This is a genomic window from Pedobacter aquatilis (assembly GCF_032678405.1).
Lineage (GTDB): Bacteria > Bacteroidota > Bacteroidia > Sphingobacteriales > Sphingobacteriaceae > Pedobacter > Pedobacter aquatilis_A.
In genome coordinates, this window is sequence record NZ_JAVTSJ010000005.1 from 264553 (window position 1) to 283812 (window position 19260).

The window sequence follows — 19260 nt, forward strand, 5'->3', positions numbered from 1 at the left end:
AAAAACCCAATGAAAAGAGCACTATTAGTTTTCTCTCTGTTTACCATGATTTATGGTGTTGCCGTTGCACAAACGCCCAACACTTTAACAAAAAAAGAAATAAAAAAAGGCTGGAAGCTTTTATTTGACGGACAAACAACCAAAGGCTGGCATACTTACCTACGAGATACTGTAGGTTCTAAATGGACAGTTCAGAACGGTGCAATCGTTTTCGATCCTAGCAAACCAAGGAATGGCGGTGGCGACATTGTTACCAATGAAGAATATGAAAACTATGAATTAAACCTGGAGTGGAAAATATCTAAAGGCGGAAATAGCGGAATTATCTTCGATATACAGGAAGATCCAAAATATCGTGCAACTTATTTAACAGGACCTGAAATGCAGGTTTTGGACAATATCGATGCTGAAGACAATAAGAAAGAAAATCACCTTGCAGGTTGCTTATATGATATGTCTGGCGACGCAACGGTATCTAAACCAAAACCAGTTGGCGAATGGAACCAGGTAAGGCTAATTCAAAACAAAGGCCATTTAACTTTTTATCTTAATGGCGTAAAAACCTTCGATGGTCAAATTGGAAGTGAAGAATGGAATAAACTTGTTCAGAACAGCAAATTCAAAGATAAAGCATTTGCAAATTTCGCTAAAGTAGCTAAAGGTAAAATAGCTTTACAGGAGCATCCAGGATCAAGCCAATGGAGAAATATTAAAATCAGAGTATTGTAATCATCCCTAATCAATTCTATAGGCCTGTTTGCTCAAAAAGTAAGCAGGCTTTTTTATTTCAAATGGCTTAAATCGCAATTTAATATGGCCTATATAAGCCCTGTTATTTCAATAAATTAATGATTAATTTGTTAAACAATTAATCATAAAACTATGTCATTTCAGGGATATTTAAGAACCATAAAAGAAAAAACAGGCTTAGGGCCTGCCGAATTAAGAGAAAAAGCAGCACAAAAAGGCTTTACAGTAGCTGGCAGTTTAAAAACAACCGTAAAAGCCGGAGAAATTGTATCGTGGCTAAAAGAAGATTATGGCTTAGGTCACGGCCATTCAATGGCCGTTTACGCACTTTTAAAAGGAATAAAGAACGAGGATAGCGAATAAAACAAAAAGCCTCTGATGTAAACATCAGAGGCTTCAGATTTTGCAATAAGATGGAATTACAATGTTGCCATATCGATTACAAACCGGTAACGAACATCTCCTTTTTCCATTCTTTCGTAAGCCTTATGAATGTCTTTCATGTCTATCATTTCAATTTCAGAAACAATATTATTTTCGGCACAGAAATCAAGCATTTCTTGCGTTTCTTTAATTCCGCCAATACCTGAACCCGCAAGGCTTTTTCTACCGCCAAGTAAACTGAAAGCAGCAATTTCGGCAGGTTTTGGTGGTACACCTACGCAAATATGTGTTCCGTTAGTTCTCAACAAAGAAAGGTACATATTGAAATCGTGTTCAGCAGAAACGGTATCGAGAATAAAATCGAAAGTTCCTTTTGCGGCCTTGATTTGTTCAGGGTCAGTGGTCACCACAAAATGATGCGCACCTAATTTTTTAGCATCTTCCTCTTTTTTAGGAGAAGTACTTAAAACGGTTACATCAGCGCCGAAGGCAACACCAAATTTAACCGCCATGTGGCCTAAACCACCTAAACCTAAAACGGCAAGTTTATGCCCTTTACCAACTTTCCAGTGGCGCAGCGGCGAATAAGTGGTAATGCCTGCACACAATAATGGCGCTACAGCAGCCAAATTTAATTTATCAGATATATTAAGCACAAATTCTTCACGCACCACTATGCTATCTGAATAACCACCATAGGTTGGCGTTTTGCCATCACGTTCTAAACCATTATACGTCTGTGTATTTCCTTCAAGGCAATATTGTTCCAAATCCTGCTTGCAATTCTCGCAAACCTGACAAGAATCTACCATACAACCCGTACCAGCTAAATCACCAACTTTAAATTTTTTAACGTGATCGCCAACTTTTACTACCCGGCCAACAATTTCATGACCCGGAACCATTGGAAAAATACCTGGAAACCAATCATTTTTTATCTGGTGTAAATCGGAGTGACAAACCCCGCAAAAAAGTATTTCAAACTGTACATCATGTGGTCCAACTTCTCTGCGCTCAAAATTCCATGGAGCAAGATCTGTTTCGGCACTCTGTGCCGCATATCCTTTTGCTGCTATCATAATTTTTATTTTGTTTTACTATCTATACAAAGATAATGGCCAATTGTTAAGCAATTATTACACTTTTCAAAGAAATGATTACGATATTCAAATAATTTAACCAGAAAATTAAAGATTCAGCTAAGCATTCAAAAACTCCAGCGATTGCTTCAAAATGGTTAAAGAATCCTCCATTTCTTGTTTCTCGAGTCCCCCAAAACCCAAACGTGTTGCGGTAATGTCTTTGGTTTGATAGAGAATCGTTTTTGGGAGAAATAGCCCAAGTTCTTCGCATTTCTTCTTTAGCTTAAACAGATTTGGAGCTTTAATCCACTCCACCCAAAAAGCCAGCCCTCTTACCGGAATTTTAAATTTGATTTCGGCTTTAAACTTATCATTTAACAATTGTTCAAAATGGGTTCTTCTCTCCTTATAAATTTTCTTGTTCTTTTTTAATAGCCTGTGGATTTCACCTTCATTAATCCACGCTGTGAGCACTTGTTCCTTTACAAGGTCAATACCAGGCTCTAAAATATTCTTATGCTTTTCGAGTTCCTGGATAAGTGCTTCTGGTGCCGAAACGAAACCATAGCCAAAACCAACCGGCAATGACCTCCCCAACGAACCGACATAAATTACCTGCTTTTCCGAATCCATTGCAGCCAAAGGCAGAATCGGGTTGTTATCAAAATGAAGGTCAAATTCATAATCATCCTCAATAATGATAAAACCATACTCAGTGGCCAATTCTAAAATTTCAATTCGTCTTTTCGCAGTTAAAGAAACCGTAGTTGGATAATGATATACAGAAGTCAGATAAAGAATTCTAATGGCCTGTTCCTGACAAATTCTTCTTAGATGACTTGTATCAATCCCATCATCATCAACCTGAACCGTAATAATGTCCGCACCACTGTCGGCTATGGTCATATTGGTTAAATAGTAGCCTGGCATTCCGACAACCACCTTATCACCGGGTGCAATGAGCATTTTAAACAAAAGGTATAAACTAACTTCATGACTCGTTGTGGTGAGTAGGTTTGAAGCTGCTATCTTCAGGTTCCGTGTTAAATTCAAAAAATTAGAAATCTGTTTTTTAAATTCATAATTAGTTCCTGCAATCTGCTTTGCAGGAACATTATTATGATTTTTTCCTTTTAATTCAGATACATAGAGACGAGCGAGTACATCCGATTGCGCTAATCTTCCGTCAGGCAAACCATCGTTAAACTGCAAATTTAAGTCGCTGGTCTCAGTAGGGTTTTCAAGTAAGGAAGATCGCTTAAAATTAATGCCTGAGCTTTTCTCAACACCATTTTTAGTAATAGATGATGAGACTATATTTTTGGAATTTTCTTTTTGATCGGACAAGATAAAAACACCCTTATTTGGCTTGATTTCAACAAACCCTTGCGATTCGAGTTCCTGAAAGGATTTTATTAATGTATTCCGGTTAACCGATAATACTTTACATAGCGCCCTCGTTCCAGGAAGTTTTGTACCTTCTGGTAATAAGCCAAGCTGTATTGCTTTTATAAACTCGAAAACAATCTGTAAATAAACTGCTGTTTTATCGCTACTGTTAATACGAACGAAACTTTTGAAGGGAATTTGAACCGGACTATCCATTATATTTAAACTGGCTTACTTTAGTGGTACGGCAATATACTACTTTTGCAAAAAAATTAAAGATGAGAAAAATTTACTTCTTAATATTGATGTTACTAAACATCAGTTTATATGCCCAGCAAAAGCTGGATAGCGTAATAACCATTAAAGAGGTTGTGATCAATGAGAATGGCTTCAGCACACCTATTTCAAGGCAGAACAGAAATGTTTACATCATCGATAAAGAAACAATTGCCAAACTTCCGGCCCGTACTTTACAGGAAGTATTACAGTATGCCAATGGTGTCGATTTAAGACAAAGAGGCCCTTTTGGTGGGCAGGCAGACATTAGTATTGACGGAGGAAGTTTTGAGCAGACTGTAGTATTGCTAAACGGCACAAAGATTATCGATTCGCAAACGGCACATAACATGTTAAATTTACCTATCCCGGTTGAAGCCATTGAACGTATCGAGGTTATTCGCGGACCAGCCGCAAGAATTTATGGTATTAACAGTTTAACCGGTGCAATTAATATCATCACCAAAAAACCAACTAAATCTGGTGTTCTATTAGATACACATGCAGGAACAAATTTTGAAAAAGATACAGAAGGAACCGGAAAAACTTTTTATAATGCCGGAATTCAGCTCGGTGCTGTTTTAGCAAACAAAAACAACCAGCAATCTTTTTTCGGTTCGCACGATAAAAGTAATGGCTATCGTTTTAACACCCAGTTCAAAAATTCGAAACTGCTTTATCAGGGAAGTTTCCAGTTCAATGAAGCTAACGAACTGAATGCTTCATTTGGGTATACTGAAAATGAGTTTGGCGCCAATGGCTTTTACGCAGCACCAAGTGATAAAAATTCGACTGAAAAAGTGCAAACTACACTTGCAGCATTGCAATCGACGCACAAATTATCAGAAAGATGGACATTAATGCCACGATTGAGTTACCGTTATAGTTTTGATGATTACCGTTATTATGGGAATATCAATCCTAATGCAGGTGTCAGCAAACACACTACAAACACAGTTTCAGCAGAAGTTACCGGTACTTATAAAACAGACAATGGAGAGTTGGGGTTAGGCGCAGAGCTGAGAAGTGAAGACATCAATTCCTCAAATATCGGAAAACACCAGCGTGAAAATGCAGGCTTTTTTATCCAATACAGAACTAACCTGCTTAAAAACCTGAATGTAAATGCCGGAACGTATGTAAATTATAATTCGATATATAAATGGCAGGTTTATCCAGGCCTCGATGCCAGTTATACAGTAACACCATCGTTTAAAGTAGTTGGAAATATAGGAACAAGTCAGCGTATCCCCTCTTTTACCGATCTATATTTAAGCCAGCGACCAGGAAATATTGGAAACCCTGATGTTAAACCTGAGAATGCTTTTCAAAGTGAATTAGGTTTTAAGGCCTTTACCGGAAACTTTACTTTTAATGCCAGCGGTTTTTACAGGCAAATTGATAAGTTTATCGATTGGACCCGATTGGTTACAACTGAACCTTGGCAGGCCAATAATGTTGGCGATATGCTTACCAAAGGAGTTAATGTCCGTACTAATTACAGCCTCGGGGTTTCAGAAAATGCTAAATTCAACCTCAACCTTGCTTATTCTTATCTAAATTCGAAGTTCAGCAATATGGAAACCGTTCTCGCTTCTAAGTATCAGCTATCTTCTTTAGAACATCAGGTAACCAACACGGTCGATTTTAAGTACGCAAATTTCTCCATCTTACTGGCAACCCGCTATAACCAAAGAATAACCGGACAATCTTACTGGATTAACGATGTAAGAATCAGCCAATCGGTTAAAAAATTCACCATCTATCTTGATGCCCAGAATATTTTCGATGCGCAGTATGTCGAAATTGGCGCTATTCCGCTGCCATCACGTTGGGTAGGTATAGGTGTTAAATTCGTTACTTTTTAGACTCCGAATTATAAAAGAATCAGCATCATTGCTGCAAAAAGCTTTTAAAAATTTATTGTATTTTTGCAGCAATGATTTATTACAAAACCGAAGAGCAAGTTGAACTGATGCGAATCAGTGCACTTTTAGTAAGCGAAACCCTTTCTGAAATCGCTAAAATATTAAAGCCGGGTTTAGCAACTATCGAAATCGATAAACTTGCCAACGAATTTATTCTCGACAATGGTGCAGTGCCATCATTTTATAATTACCAGGGTTTTCCTCACCATATTATAACCTCGCTTAACGATGTTGTTGTACACGGTTTTCCGGGTAAGGAAACCCTAAAAGACGGAGATATCCTTACTGTTGATGTTGGCGTAATTAAAAACGAATATCATGGCGATCATGCCTACACATTTGTGATTGGCGATGCAAGTGAAGAAATTTTAAAGCTTGTTAAAACGACTAAAGAATCGCTTTTTGTTGGGATTAACGAGGCTGTAGTTGGTAAACGCTTAGGAGATATTGGTTATGCCATCCAAAACCATAACGAAAAACAAGGTTATGGCGTTGTCCGCGATTTTGTTGGTCACGGATTAGGTAAAAGCATGCATGAAGACCCGCAGGTTCCGAACTACGGAAAAAGAGGCAGTGGTTTACTTTTAAAAGAAAACCTTGTACTTGCCATAGAGCCGATGATTAACCTCGGTAAAAAGGAAGTATATATTGAAAAAGATGGCTGGACCGTTAAAACAAAAGATGGCAAACCCTCTGTTCATTTCGAACATGATGTTTGTGTAAAGAAAGGAAAAGCACTTATTTTATCAGATTACGCACCTATTGAGGCGGCTGAAAAAGCAAATACTAATTTAAAGTTTGTTGGCTAATACAACTGATAAATTTTAAACCATACAGGTAATAACTACAAAGCCTTGGATTTTTTCCGGGGCTTTGTGGTTTAAATCAACTGTTTGATTGTCGAGAGCAATGAACCCCATTCGTAGGGTTTTCCAATAATTGCATCGGCCTCACAATCAATTTCAGCGATATCATCATAAATAAGTCCTGTAAGCAGTATTACTGGAATGTGAGCTGTTGATTTACTTTTCTTTAAATCATCACAAATTAAACGGCCATCTTCTTCACCTAACCTGATATCGAGAATAATTAAATCTGGCTTCAGCTCAATAATCGCATTATTGATTTCAGAAGGTTCGCTGAGCGCCCTTACTTCAAATTTTGCTTCTGATAAATATTGTTCAAGTGCATTCAGCAACAATTTATCATCATCAACCACAAGAATTTTCTTTTGCATAATACTAATTTTCAACCTGTTGAACGGAGCGCTATTGCAACATTAGTTCAATTATAAGGCCATATTGAGATTCTGAACAAGAGTTTAACAATTTTGTTAAGAAAATAACAAAATTATCACAAAGAAAAATTATTTACCGGCATATATCCGATAATGAAAACAAATTTTAATGAGTATTGTTCAGTATAAAGCACCAAACTGTTAAAACTTTCCAGCATATGAAAAAAGTTGATTTTCATGCAGAATTACGAAAACAAATACTTTCAGTTTGTAAAATAGAACACCTAACCATTAAAGACTGTAAAGAAATTTCGGAAAAAATTTTCGTCAGGGACAGAAACTACCTGTCGGAAAATACGATAAAACGTTTTTTTGGCTTTACTAATCTACCCGTTTTATTCTCGCCTTTTGTATTAGATAGCTTATCTCACTTTGCAGGTTTTAAGGATTGGGATGATTTTTTAAATCAAAAACAAGCGCAACTCAACACCTATATTTAAGGTTTAATTACCTTGCATAATCTGTTTTTTTAGTGTTTCATCTTTATTAAAAATATAATCTGACACACCATTAAGCATGGCTTTGTAATAGATATTTTTATTTAAACCTTTACAGATAAAGGAAACGATATAGCCTTTCCCGATTTCAATCTCTGAAAAAATCAAGCTAAACTTCTTCGACTGAATCCAGGAGTGAAAAGCAGCGTCAACAGAACCGATATGACATTCTACCGTGCATTTTTTCGGCAAGCTTTCACTAAACTGTAAGGTATAATCAACAGGAAGTTCAATAATACCAAAGCCCATCAGTTCGATGAGAATATTCGCTTTGTTTATGTATTTTTCAGTCATAATTTTTCGAGTTCAAGCATTTTTTCTGCAAATCTTTGTCCCAGCAAATCGGCAGACGCTGTATTAAAATGAATCCCATCTCCTTTATCACACAAACCTTCAGCGCTTACTACAGCTGTAAAAGGAACCTTACCAGGTAATTTTGCAAGCTCTTTATTGATTGAACCATACGCGGGATTATAATGTCCCAATTCTCCGACAACAAAGGGCAGATTGGGATTGCCTGTTAAATTTCTGATTCGTTTAATTAATAAAATCAGCTTTGGGAGGTAAGCTACAGCCTTTTTCTCTTCACTATCTGATTCGCCCTGATGCCAGAGTACTCCTTTAACTATTCCAGTTTTCATTGCCGCAACAATTCTTTTTACGGCATCATCATAAGGATACTTCTTTGTGTTTTTATCTAAGGCTTCCGGCTTCCATACATCGATTGATGTTCCGCCCACGGCCGTAGGCACCAGCCCGATTGTTTTCGAAATATGGTTTGCCGGCAACACTAATCCAAATGATAAACCTGGTCCCACACCTAAAATACCTGGCTTATCGAAATGCAAAGGATTTTTAGCAGGGAGCCATTTTAAATCGGCTGAAAACATCATTACTTTATTATTTTTAACAAGACTATCTCCTGCGCTTATAACTCCCCTGCCCGCCATGTTCGATTGCCCCATTAAGATGTATACATCCATACTATCTGCTATAAGATTTGCTTTTCTTGTAGCAAACGCAGATAAGCCTAACAGCAGAAAAATGGCTATTCGCTTAAAATTAAATTGCTGATAAAACATTATATTTTCAATTACTGCCTGGTTTTTTGAATTGTTCAAAGGGAACAACGCCGCTTTTTTCAGCCCACTGTACATAAAGTTTGTCCATGATGGCGACCTGCTTTTTATGCGATGCACTTAAATCAAATTGTTCTGTACGGTCGCTTTCCATATCATATAACTTCCATTTTTGTTCTGGAAATGTAGCTACAAGTTTCCATTTACCCTGTCTAACAGCTTTGTTGCCCTCATGTTCAAAGTAGATTTCGCTGTGGCCTTTCCATTGCTGATTTTTAATCAATGGCAGAAGACTAATACCAGGAGTTGCAGTAATGTTATTCCCTTCGAATTGTGTTGGATATGTCGCCTGAGCAAGTTCAAGGCAGGTGGGCATCAAATCGATAATATGTGCAGGTTGATGGTTAATAAATCCATTTGAAATCAAACCAGGATAACTGACAATCAGAGGAGTTGAAATACCACCTTCTTGCTGCCAATGTTTATAGCTGCTGAAAGGTGTATTGCTTACGTTAGCACCCGCCCGCCCATAGGCAGTAAAAGAAGTGTGATCATAAGAAGGTTTTTTACTCGCCTGAAGGATTTCGGGCAGAAAGCCTCCGGAAATTTCTTCATGGCTTGCACCATTATCAGAAAGAAAGAAAATGATGGTATTATCTCTTTGTCCACTTTTTTCAAGTGCAAGCAAAACTTTACCGATATTTTGATCCATCCGATCAACCATAGCGGCATAAACCGACATTTCAGCATCCCATTTATCCTTTTCTTCGTCCGAAATTTCATCCCAGGCTGGTATTGCAGCATCTCTTGGAGAAAGTCTGGTTTCCTTGGGCAGAATACCTAAGCTCACCATTTTTTTTAACCGCTGTTTTCTTAATTCATCCCAACCGGTTTTTTTATAATTGCCCCGATATTTACGGATATCTTCTTGCAAAGCATTTAGCGGCCAATGCGGACTGGTGTAAGCCAGATACAGAAAAAATGGTTTTTTATCCTTTTCAGTATTAGCAGTAATGTAGTTGATGGCCTCGTTGGTATAGGCGTCGGTTGCATACCAGTTTTCTTCAGATGAAATAAGGGTATTATCTTTTACCAGTTTTAACTTTTGATTAGGCCGGTAAGGTGTTGTTGGATTAAAATAGCTACTGGCTCCGTCAATCAGGCCATAATATTCATCAAATCCACCTTGTAAAGGCCAGTTTTCGTATTTCTGTCCAACATGCCACTTTCCTGACATGTAAGTACGATAGCCGTTGGAACGAAGCACTTCAGCAATGGTTACTGAATTTTTATTCAGGTATCCCTGATACCCAGGTGCTGGTTTTGCATCGACCATATCGCCCATTCCTGCCTGATGTGGATATAAACCGGTAAGCAAAGAAGCCCTTGAGGGGCAGCATCGCGACGCGTTGTAAAATTGGGTCATTGTTAATCCCCCGGCGGCAAGTTTATCAAGGTTTGGAGTTGCAATTTCTGAACCAAAGGAGCCAATATCAGAATACCCCATATCATCGGCCATGATGATGATGATGTTTGGCTTTTGTGCGTAAAGCTTAGCTGTAGAAAGAAGCAGTATGACAATCAGTATTTTATAGAAATTCATAATCATTTACCAGGATTTTTTTGATATCTTTTATCATACTATCTACAAATCACCGACTGTAGGTTCTGTCTATTTCTGCTCCCCTATCACCCTGAGCTTTCATCCAGCTTTCAAGTTCTTTTTTGAAAATGGTTATTTTCTGCTCATAGACTTTATCTCCCGCGAGATTGTGAAGCTCATATGGATCTTTGCTTAAATCGAAAAATTCTATAGCTGGCCGGTTACTAACCCTGTTTACCAGAAAAGAGGCCTGTTTATCCGTTTTCGCCTTGTCTTTCCACGATTGCCATACACCAAAATCACCTGGTGTATCATACCATTTAATTGAATATGTTTTTTCAGGAGATAAATTGAGGATCAGTTTGTAACGGTCGCTACGAATACTTCTGCTTGGATAAGCAGGTCCTTCGGGGATGTTATTGTACATCCCATAAGCATAATTACGGGCAACTTTAGATGTTCCTTTAAGTACAGGAAGAAAACTTTTGCCGTCGAGTGAATCAATAGGTTTTCCGCCCGCTATATCAATCAAGGTGGGGGTTATATCTTCATATTGTACTATAGCGCCTGTTTTTAGATTAGACTTAATGACGCCTGGCCATCTTACAATCATCGAACTTTTCTGTCCGTAATCCCAGCAAGTCCATTTACCACCAGCAAACTGAGGACCTTGTTCACCCAGAAATATAAAAATGGTATTATCCTCCTGTTTATTTTTTTTGATGAGTTCCATTAAATCGCCCACCTGATTATCCAGACGTCTTATTTCGGCGAGGTATTTCCGGTATTGTTCACGGGTTTCTCTCGTATCGACCATATTTGGAGGCAAGATGAGTTTATTTACATCGAATTCGTTAGGGTCGCCTTGATCCCAAGGCATATGTGGGTTAATACTCATTACGAACAGGCAAAATGGCTTATCCCCTGTGGTCATATATTCCGACACACCGGCAAGATTATATTCATCATTACTGGAAACACAATTATTCTGAAAGCCTTTAATGATATCAAAAGGGAAAGAAGTAACTGGTTTCGTACTGTGGTCTTTACCAGTTAAACCAACTTGATAACCTAAATCTGCCAAATAATGACCAATGCTTTTTACATTTTGGTAAACGGGTTTATGATTCTGAAAGGAGCCATGCCTGGCCGGATATAAACCTGTAAACAAGGAAGCACGGGTAGGAACACATGTTGCATGAGATGCATAAATATTGTTAAACTGTAACCCCTGGCTTGCAAGTTTATCTATATTTTGTGTTTGCAGGTTTTTCCCTCCGTAGCAGCTGAGTTGTCTGCTATCAAGATCGTCGGCCATAATAATGACAACATTTGGCCGCTTTCTTCCTGCCTGAGCGTTAACGATGACAGGCAACAAAAACGCAAGGATGAAAATATGGAAAAACTTATTCATAAATACATGCAAGTTGGTTGTAACCACCTTAGGCAACTTAGTTCAACTTAGTTTAAAAATCCCTTTAATGTCTTAGGTGGTAAATAATTAACACTTCTTATTTTAAAAACCACCTTAGGCACCTTAGTTCTGCTTAGTAAAAAAACTTAGGTGTCTTAGGTGGTAAATAGATATTATTTTTTTTCTTAGGTATTTAATAAATTAATAGCCTGGGTTCTGCTCTAATTTAGCACCGTTATTCCTTTCCAGTTCTGAAGCGGGAATAGGCCATAAATTATAGGTTGGTAAAATGTCTGAGTAATAAGGATTACATTTTTTAACCCTATCGTAAACTAAACCAAGTCGCATCAGCGTAATTCTTCTTTTTTCTTCTGAACCTAATTCACGCATACGTTCGTCAAGGATATAATCGATATTTACGTTTGCAGGAAGTACGTCTGTCGCGTTCGAGCGACTTCTTACCGCATTAATATCAGCGGCAGCGTTAGTTAACTGGTTTAATCCAAGGTAGGCCTCGGCCCTTAGCAAATACGTTTCTGCTAGCCTGAACATGTACTGATCGGCATAAGTTGCACCAGCACTTGCTTTGAGCAATAAGGTTGCCTTATTTTCAAACATCCCGTCCGGATGATCTCCCGGCGTAGTTACTTTCGATTGAAAAGCATAAAAATCTCTACGTGGTACTGTTATACCTGCCGGAGGTGTTCTTGTCGAGATCATTTGTCCAAATTGCGGGTGCGAAGGATTTGTAACCTTAAACTCGCGGACAAAATTAAATGGTGCATTTCTGATATCATTGTTAAAATCACTCGCCCAGATAACATCAGAGAAGTATTTGGTAGAAATTGCCCAGCCAATACCTCTTCCTCCGGTATAATCACTTATCGGATAAAGAAATGGCTGAATACTGCTTCCGGCTAACCTAAAATTAAGAAACTGAGGTGCAAAATGTCTTTCCATCTGGTAAGAACCGCCAATACCTGTTGATACTGTACCTCCGCCAGGAACATCCGTTTCAAATTGAATTACCCACAAACCTTCTTTATTTGTACCATTTTTCCGGTTTTGGTTTCCTTGCTGAAAAAGATCCCAATAAACGTTTTTGGTCGCATCAGATTGTTTTACGCCAAACCGGGTACGCATTAACGCAACATTAGGGTTGCTGATGACTACAGTTGCCGCATCAACCGCGTTTTGAAATTGACCTAATGCCAGGTAAACTTCAGAAAGTAAGTGGTTTGCTGCAAGATTATTAATCTGACCATCCTGTACTGCATTTATAGCTGGCAAATTGGCAGCCGCAAACTTCAGGTCAGTAACAACCTGCGCTAATACCGCAGCTTTCGTTGCCCTGATATAATCGGTTTTTGGTGATACTACTTCCGTAGTATTTAAAGGAACACCGCCATATAGATAGGCTAATGTACGATAAGCCATCCCCCTGAAAAACCTTGCCCTTGCCTCTACTAAAGTCTTTTCTGCGGCACTCATAGATGACGCCGGGATCCTGTCGATGATGGTATTCGATTCGGCAACAATTTTAAACAGTGAGGTCCAGTGAATAAGTGGAATTTCAGTACTCAGAGGAGAATATGCCGCTACCATGTTGGTATGCCTTGTGGTTGCAGGCTGTCCATCGTAAACGATATCAGTACCGAAAACATAATCGAAAGGTCTTTGCTCTCCGCTGCTATAAAATTCTAGCCTTATGCGACTATACAGATTGTTTACCGCAGCATCGAAATCCTTTGAGGTAACATAAGCATTTGAAGTACTTAGGAAATCAAGGGGTGTTTCATCCAGAAATGTCTTTTTACATGAAAAGCTGATCGTGGTTAAAAGACATATTATTATTGTAATCTTTTTCATCTCTTTTAAGTTAAAATGTAACATTAAGTCCAACAGCATAGCTTCTGAAAACAGGCCTTCCATCGTTAACTAAGCCTTGATTTGTCTCCGGATCCCAACCTTCCCATTTGGTCCATGTTGCCAGGTTTCTTCCGCTAACAAATACATTCAGGTTTTGAAGTTTAAGTCGCTCGATAAATTTGCCACTAAACTTATAAGTTAGTGACACATCCTGTAACCTGATAAAGCTTCTGCTCTGGTATAATGATGGATTTAAAGTAGCGGACACAATAGATCTCGGATATTTTCCATTCGGATTATCAGGCGCCCAGAAATCGATACCGCTTAAGTAGCTATCTCGAACAGCATTGTCATCTCTGATTTTACGTGGGGTATTTCCTGATAAGTAAGCATCGCCGCCTCCCTGAACTGAATTCAAAAATACCGTAAGGGTAAGGTTTTTATACTGGAAGTTATTTAAAAAACTAAATCTGTAACCCGGATTCGTTGTACCCAGAATGGTACGGTCGCTGGCATTGATTACACCATCTCCATTCTGATCAACGATACGGTATGTTCCTGGCGAATAACCTGCCGGAATCTGTTCACCAATCTGCCATATTCCATTGGTTTGATAATCATAAATAACACCAGTAGTTTGGCCAATGAAAAGCCCTGATTGCGGAAGATCATCTTCTACTCCATCGCCGTTTTTATCGCCCAGCAGCTTCACAACTTTATTTCTGTTCCTTGAGAAGTTTAAGGTTGAGGTCCATTGGAAATCTTTGGTAACGATATTTTTTGAATTCAATGCTACCTCAATTCCCTTATTATTCAACTGACCAATATTGGTTAAGATGTTACTGAAACCGGTTATAACTGGAATATTTACAGAATAGAGTAAATCTGTGGTTTTGGTATCGTAATATTCTATCACGCCCGATAACCTGTTTTTCAAAAGTGTAAATTCTAAGCCCAGGTTAAGACCAATGGTTTTTTCCCACCTCAAATCAGGATTGGAGAGCGAGTTTACCTGTTGTCCGAACTGTGTTGAACCGCCATCACCAAAAACATAAGCAGCACTTACATCAACATTGGCCAGTGAGGAATATCTTGTGGTTTGATTACCTGCCACACCATAACCAGCTCTAAGCTTTAAGTTATCGATCCAGTTAACTTTAAAGAATGATTCTTTTGAGATATCCCATCCAACAGAAACAGATGGGAATACACCATACTTATTGTTCTCCGCAAAGCCGGAAAAGCCATCTCTTCTGATTGTTCCGGTAAATAAATACTTACTATCGAAGTTATAGTTTAAACGGAACATCTGGTAATTTAAAGCTTCTTTCCAGGCACTTGAAACAGCAAATCTGTTTGTTCCTTGCTGCAGATTGTTATAACCCAGGGTTAGTCGCGAAAATCCGGTTGAATAAGCCCTGGTATAGCTGTTTTCGCGTTCAATTGCACCATACAATAAAGTACCAGTAAAATTGTGCTTCCCTACACTTTTGTTATAGGTTAAGATATTATCAAAAGTATAATCGTAATATATAGTATTTTCTTTCGATGCTTGCCCGGTTAGGTTGGCATCATACTGATTCGAAATATTTTTAAGCTCTACACGATAGTTATTACCAAAACTTACTTTATAGCTAAGTCCTTTTATTGGTAGCTGTACATTGGCGTAAACGTTCGCAAAAAAGTAATTCTTACGGTCATAATCATCTGCCTGGTAGCTTAGAAGCGGATTGGTTAAATTGGTGTTATATGGATTTATCCTTAAATTTCCATTAGCATCCCATGGCAAACTGAGGGGCGACATGGCATTTATGGTTCCAAAAGCAGGTTCAACGCCATCTTCATTTACAAATGTTCCAAACGATTGTAAACCGATGGTTAACCAGTTTGTAGCTTTACTTTCGATGTTCGCCCTGATTCCTTTTCTTTTAAAAAGGTCGTTATTAATAAAACCGGCATTTTTAGTTAAACTTCCCGATAAAAGGTAAGTAACCTTATCACTTCCACCTGATACACTTAACTGGTTATCTAAAACCGAACCCGTGCGTGTGGCTTCATCGTACCAGCTGAAATCGTTTGGTAAAATATTACCTTGCGAATCTTTCATCGATGCATCTACATAAGTTGCAATATTAAAGGCAGGATTAGGTTGCGTATAGCCCGGTGCTAAAAATGCCTGATCATAGTACAGGTATTTGATATGGTCGAGGTATTCATCTCTGGCCATCGGCTTGAGATCGATATTTGGTTTTTGGGTGGCATATTGTGTTGAAAACGAAATTCTTGTTCGCCCGGCAACACCTTTTCTGCTCGTAATCAGAATTACACCGTTTGCAGCTTGTGCACCGTAAACAGCTGTAGCACTGGCATCTTTCAGTACGTCGATGGTAGAAATATCGTCTGGGTTTATCGATGTAAGTGAACCACCATACTGCACACCATCAAGAATGATTAATACGTTCTGGTTTCCGCTTAAAGTGCTTTGTCCCCTGATGTTAATTGAAGGTGTAGCACCCGCACGGTTTACCTGTCCAACATTTAACCCGGGAACTGTTCCTTGCAAAAGGTTGGCAACATTTGTAGTTGGTGAAGTCCTGAAATCATCAAGATTTGCCCTGGCTACCGAACCTGTTACATCGGCTTTCTTTTGTGTACCATAACCCACAACAATTACTTCGTCGAGGTCGGCCTGGGAAGATTTCAGCGATACATTCAGAATTTTTGAATCGCCAACAGCTTTTTCCTGACTATCGTACCCTACAAATGAAAAGACAAGTATAGCCTGTTCATTGGGCACGGTAATTTTGTAGGCACCGTTTTCGTCGGTTATAGCTGTAACCGTGGTATTTTTCAGCTTTATGGTAACTCCGGGAATCGGGCCACCACTTTTCTCATCAACAACTTTACCCGTTACAACAAATTCAAATTTGTCGGCTATTGGGTTGCTGTTTTTTAGTTTAATACTTTCATGCGCATCTACACTATCCGCCAGACATGTTGTAACGAAACCTGCCGGGATGACAAACTGCAAAAAAGTAATGCTCATAAATTTGAGGAGTAGAACTTTAAGTTTCATAATATTTGATTCAGATTATTGGTTAGATTATTTATTTGAAGCAATTCATTTACGCAGCTTAGAATCAACCCTTGGCTAATCTGCTGGAAATGAAAGCAAAATATACTACCGGCATATTGCTACCGGTAGTTTAAATCTGAATATTATACGGGTACTAGTTTCATGGTTCGTTTGGTTAGGTTTATAATTTGGTTAGGTTTTTTAAGTTGAGAGCGCTTTATTATTTTCCGTTAAGTTTTTTTATCAGATCGGTTTCATCCTTACGGTAAGGGGTTCCGTCTGGATTGAATATTTCATGAAACCATTCTATAGGTTCGCTACCATCGGCCAATGGCGTATCCCAGGCATATTTGGTATTGGTTTTTCCGGCAACAAACCCCCAGTTAATGGCACCAACATTTTCTTTTTTAAGCAAAGGAAGGATGTTCGAAAAGCGGCTGTTACGGCTGCGGGCCATGTACTCCGTACAAATTAATGGCCTTCCGTTAGCCTTTAATAAATCGATAACACGTTGATGCCATTCAGGGGCTTCGTAATCATGGTAGGTAATAATATCTGAATTTGCGATTTGCAATGCATTTAGCTTTTCAAAACCCCAGCTCCACAAGCCAATACTAATCGGCTGACTAGGGTTTACCGCCCTTGCCCATTCAATTGTTTTGGTTAATAGTGGAATGGTTGTTTCAAGCTTCCCGCTGTTGCCAGGTTCGTTGTACAAATCCCACAGCAGCACTCGTTTATCATTCGCAAAATGGTTAAGCACTGCTTTTACATAAATTTCAAGCTCAGGAAAATTGCTTTCTTCTTTGGAAGCAGGATCGCCAGGGTCCTGTAGCCATCCCGAATTATGAATTCCTGTTTTAGGAGCTGGCTGTTTTCCGATATCGCCGGTTTTATTCCAGCAATCATCAAAGAAAACAAACATTGGACTGATATGGTGCTTATCGGCAATGGTTAAAAACTGATCCATACGATTTAGGAAACCTTTCGGATCCTGTATATATGCTTTGCTGTGAAGAAACACTCGAAGTGTATTAAAACCGATGCTTTCTGCCCAGTCTAATTCCTTATCTATTAAATCAGGACTAAAAGTATCTGCCTGCCACATCTCAAGTTGGTTGATGGCATTTGCAGGAATGTAGTTGGCACCCGTTAACCATTTGTGCTTGCTGTACCATTCGTTTGCTTTTTGTACCGACCATATTTGGCCTGGTGCTTTTTGAGCTTTCTGTGCAGCAACATTGCTGATAACACTTAACGTTAAGAGGCCGGATAGTAAAAAATTCTTGATCTTCATTTCGTTTTAGCTTGATTAATTTAAATTAGACGGTATGTTTAAAGGAATACCAGTTTTAACAGGCACACCAAAATTTGGTGTACCATCTGCATTCCAGGTAAATTTCTGTGCCCTTGGTGATCGGAAACCGCCGCAGCCTTGCCCAGGTTTATCATTGGCATGATATAAAATCCAGTCTTCCTTACCATCGGGCGATTTGAAGAAAGAGTTATGTCCCGGCGCATAAACGCCGTTTTCCTCCGATTTAAGAAAAATCGGTTCCGGGTGTTTAGTCCAGGTAGAGGGTTTCATAAAGTCATCACTAACTTTTGCTGATAACATTCCGAGCGCATAATAATCAGTCCAGCAGCCACTGGCAGAAAAAACAATAAAAATCTTATTGCCATGAACTAAAAACTGAGGGCCTTCATTTACATCAACATGAGGCGGATTATCTTCTGATTTTAAATCGCCATGTCGTTCCCAGGGCAAAGTTGGTGTAGAAATTTTAACCCGGGCCGAGTTAATTGTCCACGGATTTTCCATTGTGGCAATAAATATTTCCTGCTTGCCGTTTACATCACCTTCCCAACCCGACCAAACCATGTACAGCTTATTTTTTATTTCAATAATGTCGGCATCAATGGCCCATTTATTGGTTGCATCGCCAACTTGCCCTTTAAAAACCCAGGTTCCTTCCATCGGGTCGGGCGAAGAATTCTCCAGCACATACATCCGATGATTCGCATTTTTACCATCATCAGCAGCAAAATAGGCATACCATTTGCCTCTTAAGAACATCACTTCAGGGGCCCATATTTCTCTTGAATAAGGTCCTTTTTCAGGTGCTTTCCAGATGGTTTTATGCGGCGCTTCTTTTAAATCGGCCAGGTTTTTACTCTTCCACAATTCTATCCGGTTACCGGTAGTATGGGTATAGTAGTAATAGCCATCTTTATAATAGCTGTAGGGATCTGCGCCCGCTGGCAATAAAGGGTTGGTAAAAGTTTGCGATCTGACAGTAATTACTGCAAGCAAAAGGAAAAAGCTTAATAAAATTCTTCTCATAAACAGTTTTTTGTGCCGAAACAATCCAGCGCCTTAGGGAAAAAATATGCGTGTACCTTAACTAATTTGGTTAGTTCGTAAATGCCTGCTTTTAGGGTGGCTAATTACAATAGTCAAATATGATTGATTTTATAAAGTTCCTTTTCCCATAATATTTCAATATTTCCCCATTTTAGTTCTATTTTCGATTAACGCTACGTTAAAAAGCCTTTAAAGTAGTCTTATAAAGGTTTTAATACATGGTAGCGGTTATTTCATAATCTGGCATTGCG

At 38.7% G+C, this 19260-nt stretch carries 16 protein-coding genes; 5 read left to right on the forward strand and 11 right to left on the reverse strand.

The window, feature by feature from the left end:
* Positions 1 to 9 precede the first annotated feature (9 nt).
* Both R2R71_RS14860 and R2R71_RS14865 read left to right on the forward strand, forming a co-directional pair.
* On the forward strand, positions 10 to 729 hold the full coding sequence (locus R2R71_RS14860; protein WP_316832066.1) for a DUF1080 domain-containing protein: 720 nt from the start codon (positions 10 to 12) through the stop codon (positions 727 to 729).
* A gap of 153 nt (positions 730 to 882) precedes the next feature.
* Positions 883 to 1113 (forward strand): DUF4287 domain-containing protein, encoded by a 231-nt coding sequence (locus R2R71_RS14865; RefSeq protein WP_316832067.1) that lies wholly within the window; start codon positions 883 to 885, stop codon positions 1111 to 1113.
* Positions 1114 to 1169: 56 nt separating this feature from the next.
* Here R2R71_RS14865 and R2R71_RS14870 read toward each other — a convergent pair whose 3' ends face one another.
* Both R2R71_RS14870 and R2R71_RS14875 read right to left on the reverse strand, forming a co-directional pair.
* Complete coding sequence (locus R2R71_RS14870) at positions 1170 to 2213, reverse strand: NAD(P)-dependent alcohol dehydrogenase (protein ID WP_316832068.1); 1044 nt, start codon at positions 2211 to 2213, stop codon at positions 1170 to 1172.
* Between the two features lie 120 nt (positions 2214 to 2333).
* Positions 2334 to 3821, reverse strand: a complete 1488-nt coding sequence (locus R2R71_RS14875) for a PLP-dependent aminotransferase family protein (protein ID WP_316832069.1) — start codon at positions 3819 to 3821, stop codon at positions 2334 to 2336.
* 62 nt (positions 3822 to 3883) lie between these two features.
* Between R2R71_RS14875 and R2R71_RS14880 the strand changes: the two genes are divergently transcribed.
* A complete protein-coding gene (locus R2R71_RS14880) occupies positions 3884 to 5749 on the forward strand; it encodes a TonB-dependent receptor plug domain-containing protein (protein ID WP_316832070.1) in 1866 nt (621 codons plus the stop codon).
* Positions 5750 to 5820: 71 nt separating this feature from the next.
* Positions 5821 to 6618 carry a type I methionyl aminopeptidase gene (gene map / locus R2R71_RS14885; protein ID WP_316832071.1) on the forward strand — a complete coding sequence of 266 codons (798 nt, stop codon included), beginning with the start codon at positions 5821 to 5823 and terminating at the stop codon, positions 6616 to 6618.
* A gap of 71 nt (positions 6619 to 6689) precedes the next feature.
* Here map and R2R71_RS14890 read toward each other — a convergent pair whose 3' ends face one another.
* On the reverse strand, positions 6690 to 7046 hold the full coding sequence (locus R2R71_RS14890; RefSeq protein WP_316832072.1) for a PleD family two-component system response regulator: 357 nt from the start codon (positions 7044 to 7046) through the stop codon (positions 6690 to 6692).
* A gap of 218 nt (positions 7047 to 7264) precedes the next feature.
* Between R2R71_RS14890 and R2R71_RS14895 the strand changes: the two genes are divergently transcribed.
* A complete protein-coding gene (locus tag R2R71_RS14895; protein WP_316832073.1) occupies positions 7265 to 7546 on the forward strand; it encodes a hypothetical protein in 282 nt (93 codons plus the stop codon).
* A 3-nt stretch (positions 7547 to 7549) separates the two neighbouring features.
* On the opposite strand, the gene R2R71_RS14900 is transcribed toward R2R71_RS14895, so the two are convergent.
* From R2R71_RS14900 to R2R71_RS14935, 8 genes are all read right to left on the reverse strand, one after another.
* The gene (locus R2R71_RS14900; protein WP_316832074.1) at positions 7550 to 7897 is read right to left on the reverse strand and encodes a hypothetical protein; all 348 of its coding nucleotides are present in this window, start codon (positions 7895 to 7897) and stop codon (positions 7550 to 7552) included.
* Positions 7894 to 8685 carry a sialate O-acetylesterase gene (locus R2R71_RS14905; RefSeq protein WP_316832075.1) on the reverse strand — a complete coding sequence of 264 codons (792 nt, stop codon included), beginning with the start codon at positions 8683 to 8685 and terminating at the stop codon, positions 7894 to 7896. The genes R2R71_RS14900 and R2R71_RS14905 overlap by 4 nt, the downstream gene beginning before the upstream one ends.
* A gap of 7 nt (positions 8686 to 8692) precedes the next feature.
* Positions 8693 to 10291, reverse strand: coding sequence for an arylsulfatase (locus R2R71_RS14910; RefSeq protein ID WP_316832076.1), 1599 nt, complete (start codon positions 10289 to 10291; stop codon positions 8693 to 8695).
* Between the two features lie 43 nt (positions 10292 to 10334).
* The gene (locus R2R71_RS14915) at positions 10335 to 11699 is read right to left on the reverse strand and encodes a sulfatase (RefSeq protein ID WP_316832077.1); all 1365 of its coding nucleotides are present in this window, start codon (positions 11697 to 11699) and stop codon (positions 10335 to 10337) included.
* 201 nt (positions 11700 to 11900) lie between these two features.
* On the reverse strand, positions 11901 to 13568 hold the full coding sequence (locus tag R2R71_RS14920) for a RagB/SusD family nutrient uptake outer membrane protein (protein ID WP_316832078.1): 1668 nt from the start codon (positions 13566 to 13568) through the stop codon (positions 11901 to 11903).
* Between the two features lie 10 nt (positions 13569 to 13578).
* Positions 13579 to 16644 (reverse strand): TonB-dependent receptor, encoded by a 3066-nt coding sequence (locus tag R2R71_RS14925; RefSeq protein ID WP_316832079.1) that lies wholly within the window; start codon positions 16642 to 16644, stop codon positions 13579 to 13581.
* A gap of 220 nt (positions 16645 to 16864) precedes the next feature.
* Positions 16865 to 17941 (reverse strand): cellulase family glycosylhydrolase, encoded by a 1077-nt coding sequence (locus tag R2R71_RS14930; RefSeq protein WP_316832080.1) that lies wholly within the window; start codon positions 17939 to 17941, stop codon positions 16865 to 16867.
* 15 nt (positions 17942 to 17956) lie between these two features.
* The gene (locus R2R71_RS14935; protein ID WP_316832081.1) at positions 17957 to 18988 is read right to left on the reverse strand and encodes a glycoside hydrolase family 43 protein; all 1032 of its coding nucleotides are present in this window, start codon (positions 18986 to 18988) and stop codon (positions 17957 to 17959) included.
* Positions 18989 to 19260: the final 272 nt, after the last annotated feature.

Bases quoted from the DNA above. Each gene is read 5' to 3' on its own strand.
- map (WP_316832071.1), top strand. From the start codon at position 5,821: ATGATTTATTACAAAACCGAAGAGCAAGTTGAACTGATGCGAATCAGT.
- R2R71_RS14915 (WP_316832077.1), bottom strand. From the start codon at position 11,699: ATGAATAAGTTTTTCCATATTTTCATCCTTGCGTTTTTGTTGCCTGTC.
- R2R71_RS14865 (WP_316832067.1), top strand. From the start codon at position 883: ATGTCATTTCAGGGATATTTAAGAACCATAAAAGAAAAAACAGGCTTA.
- R2R71_RS14935 (WP_316832081.1), bottom strand. From the start codon at position 18,988: ATGAGAAGAATTTTATTAAGCTTTTTCCTTTTGCTTGCAGTAATTACT.
- R2R71_RS14920 (WP_316832078.1), bottom strand. From the start codon at position 13,568: ATGAAAAAGATTACAATAATAATATGTCTTTTAACCACGATCAGCTTT.
- R2R71_RS14870 (WP_316832068.1), bottom strand. From the start codon at position 2,213: ATGATAGCAGCAAAAGGATATGCGGCACAGAGTGCCGAAACAGATCTT.
- R2R71_RS14925 (WP_316832079.1), bottom strand. From the start codon at position 16,644: ATGAAACTTAAAGTTCTACTCCTCAAATTTATGAGCATTACTTTTTTG.
- R2R71_RS14905 (WP_316832075.1), bottom strand. From the start codon at position 8,685: ATGTTTTATCAGCAATTTAATTTTAAGCGAATAGCCATTTTTCTGCTG.
- R2R71_RS14875 (WP_316832069.1), bottom strand. From the start codon at position 3,821: ATGGATAGTCCGGTTCAAATTCCCTTCAAAAGTTTCGTTCGTATTAAC.
- R2R71_RS14895 (WP_316832073.1), top strand. From the start codon at position 7,265: ATGAAAAAAGTTGATTTTCATGCAGAATTACGAAAACAAATACTTTCA.
- R2R71_RS14910 (WP_316832076.1), bottom strand. From the start codon at position 10,291: ATGATTATGAATTTCTATAAAATACTGATTGTCATACTGCTTCTTTCT.
- R2R71_RS14860 (WP_316832066.1), top strand. From the start codon at position 10: ATGAAAAGAGCACTATTAGTTTTCTCTCTGTTTACCATGATTTATGGT.
- R2R71_RS14880 (WP_316832070.1), top strand. From the start codon at position 3,884: ATGAGAAAAATTTACTTCTTAATATTGATGTTACTAAACATCAGTTTA.
- R2R71_RS14890 (WP_316832072.1), bottom strand. From the start codon at position 7,046: ATGCAAAAGAAAATTCTTGTGGTTGATGATGATAAATTGTTGCTGAAT.
- R2R71_RS14900 (WP_316832074.1), bottom strand. From the start codon at position 7,897: ATGACTGAAAAATACATAAACAAAGCGAATATTCTCATCGAACTGATG.
- R2R71_RS14930 (WP_316832080.1), bottom strand. From the start codon at position 17,941: ATGAAGATCAAGAATTTTTTACTATCCGGCCTCTTAACGTTAAGTGTT.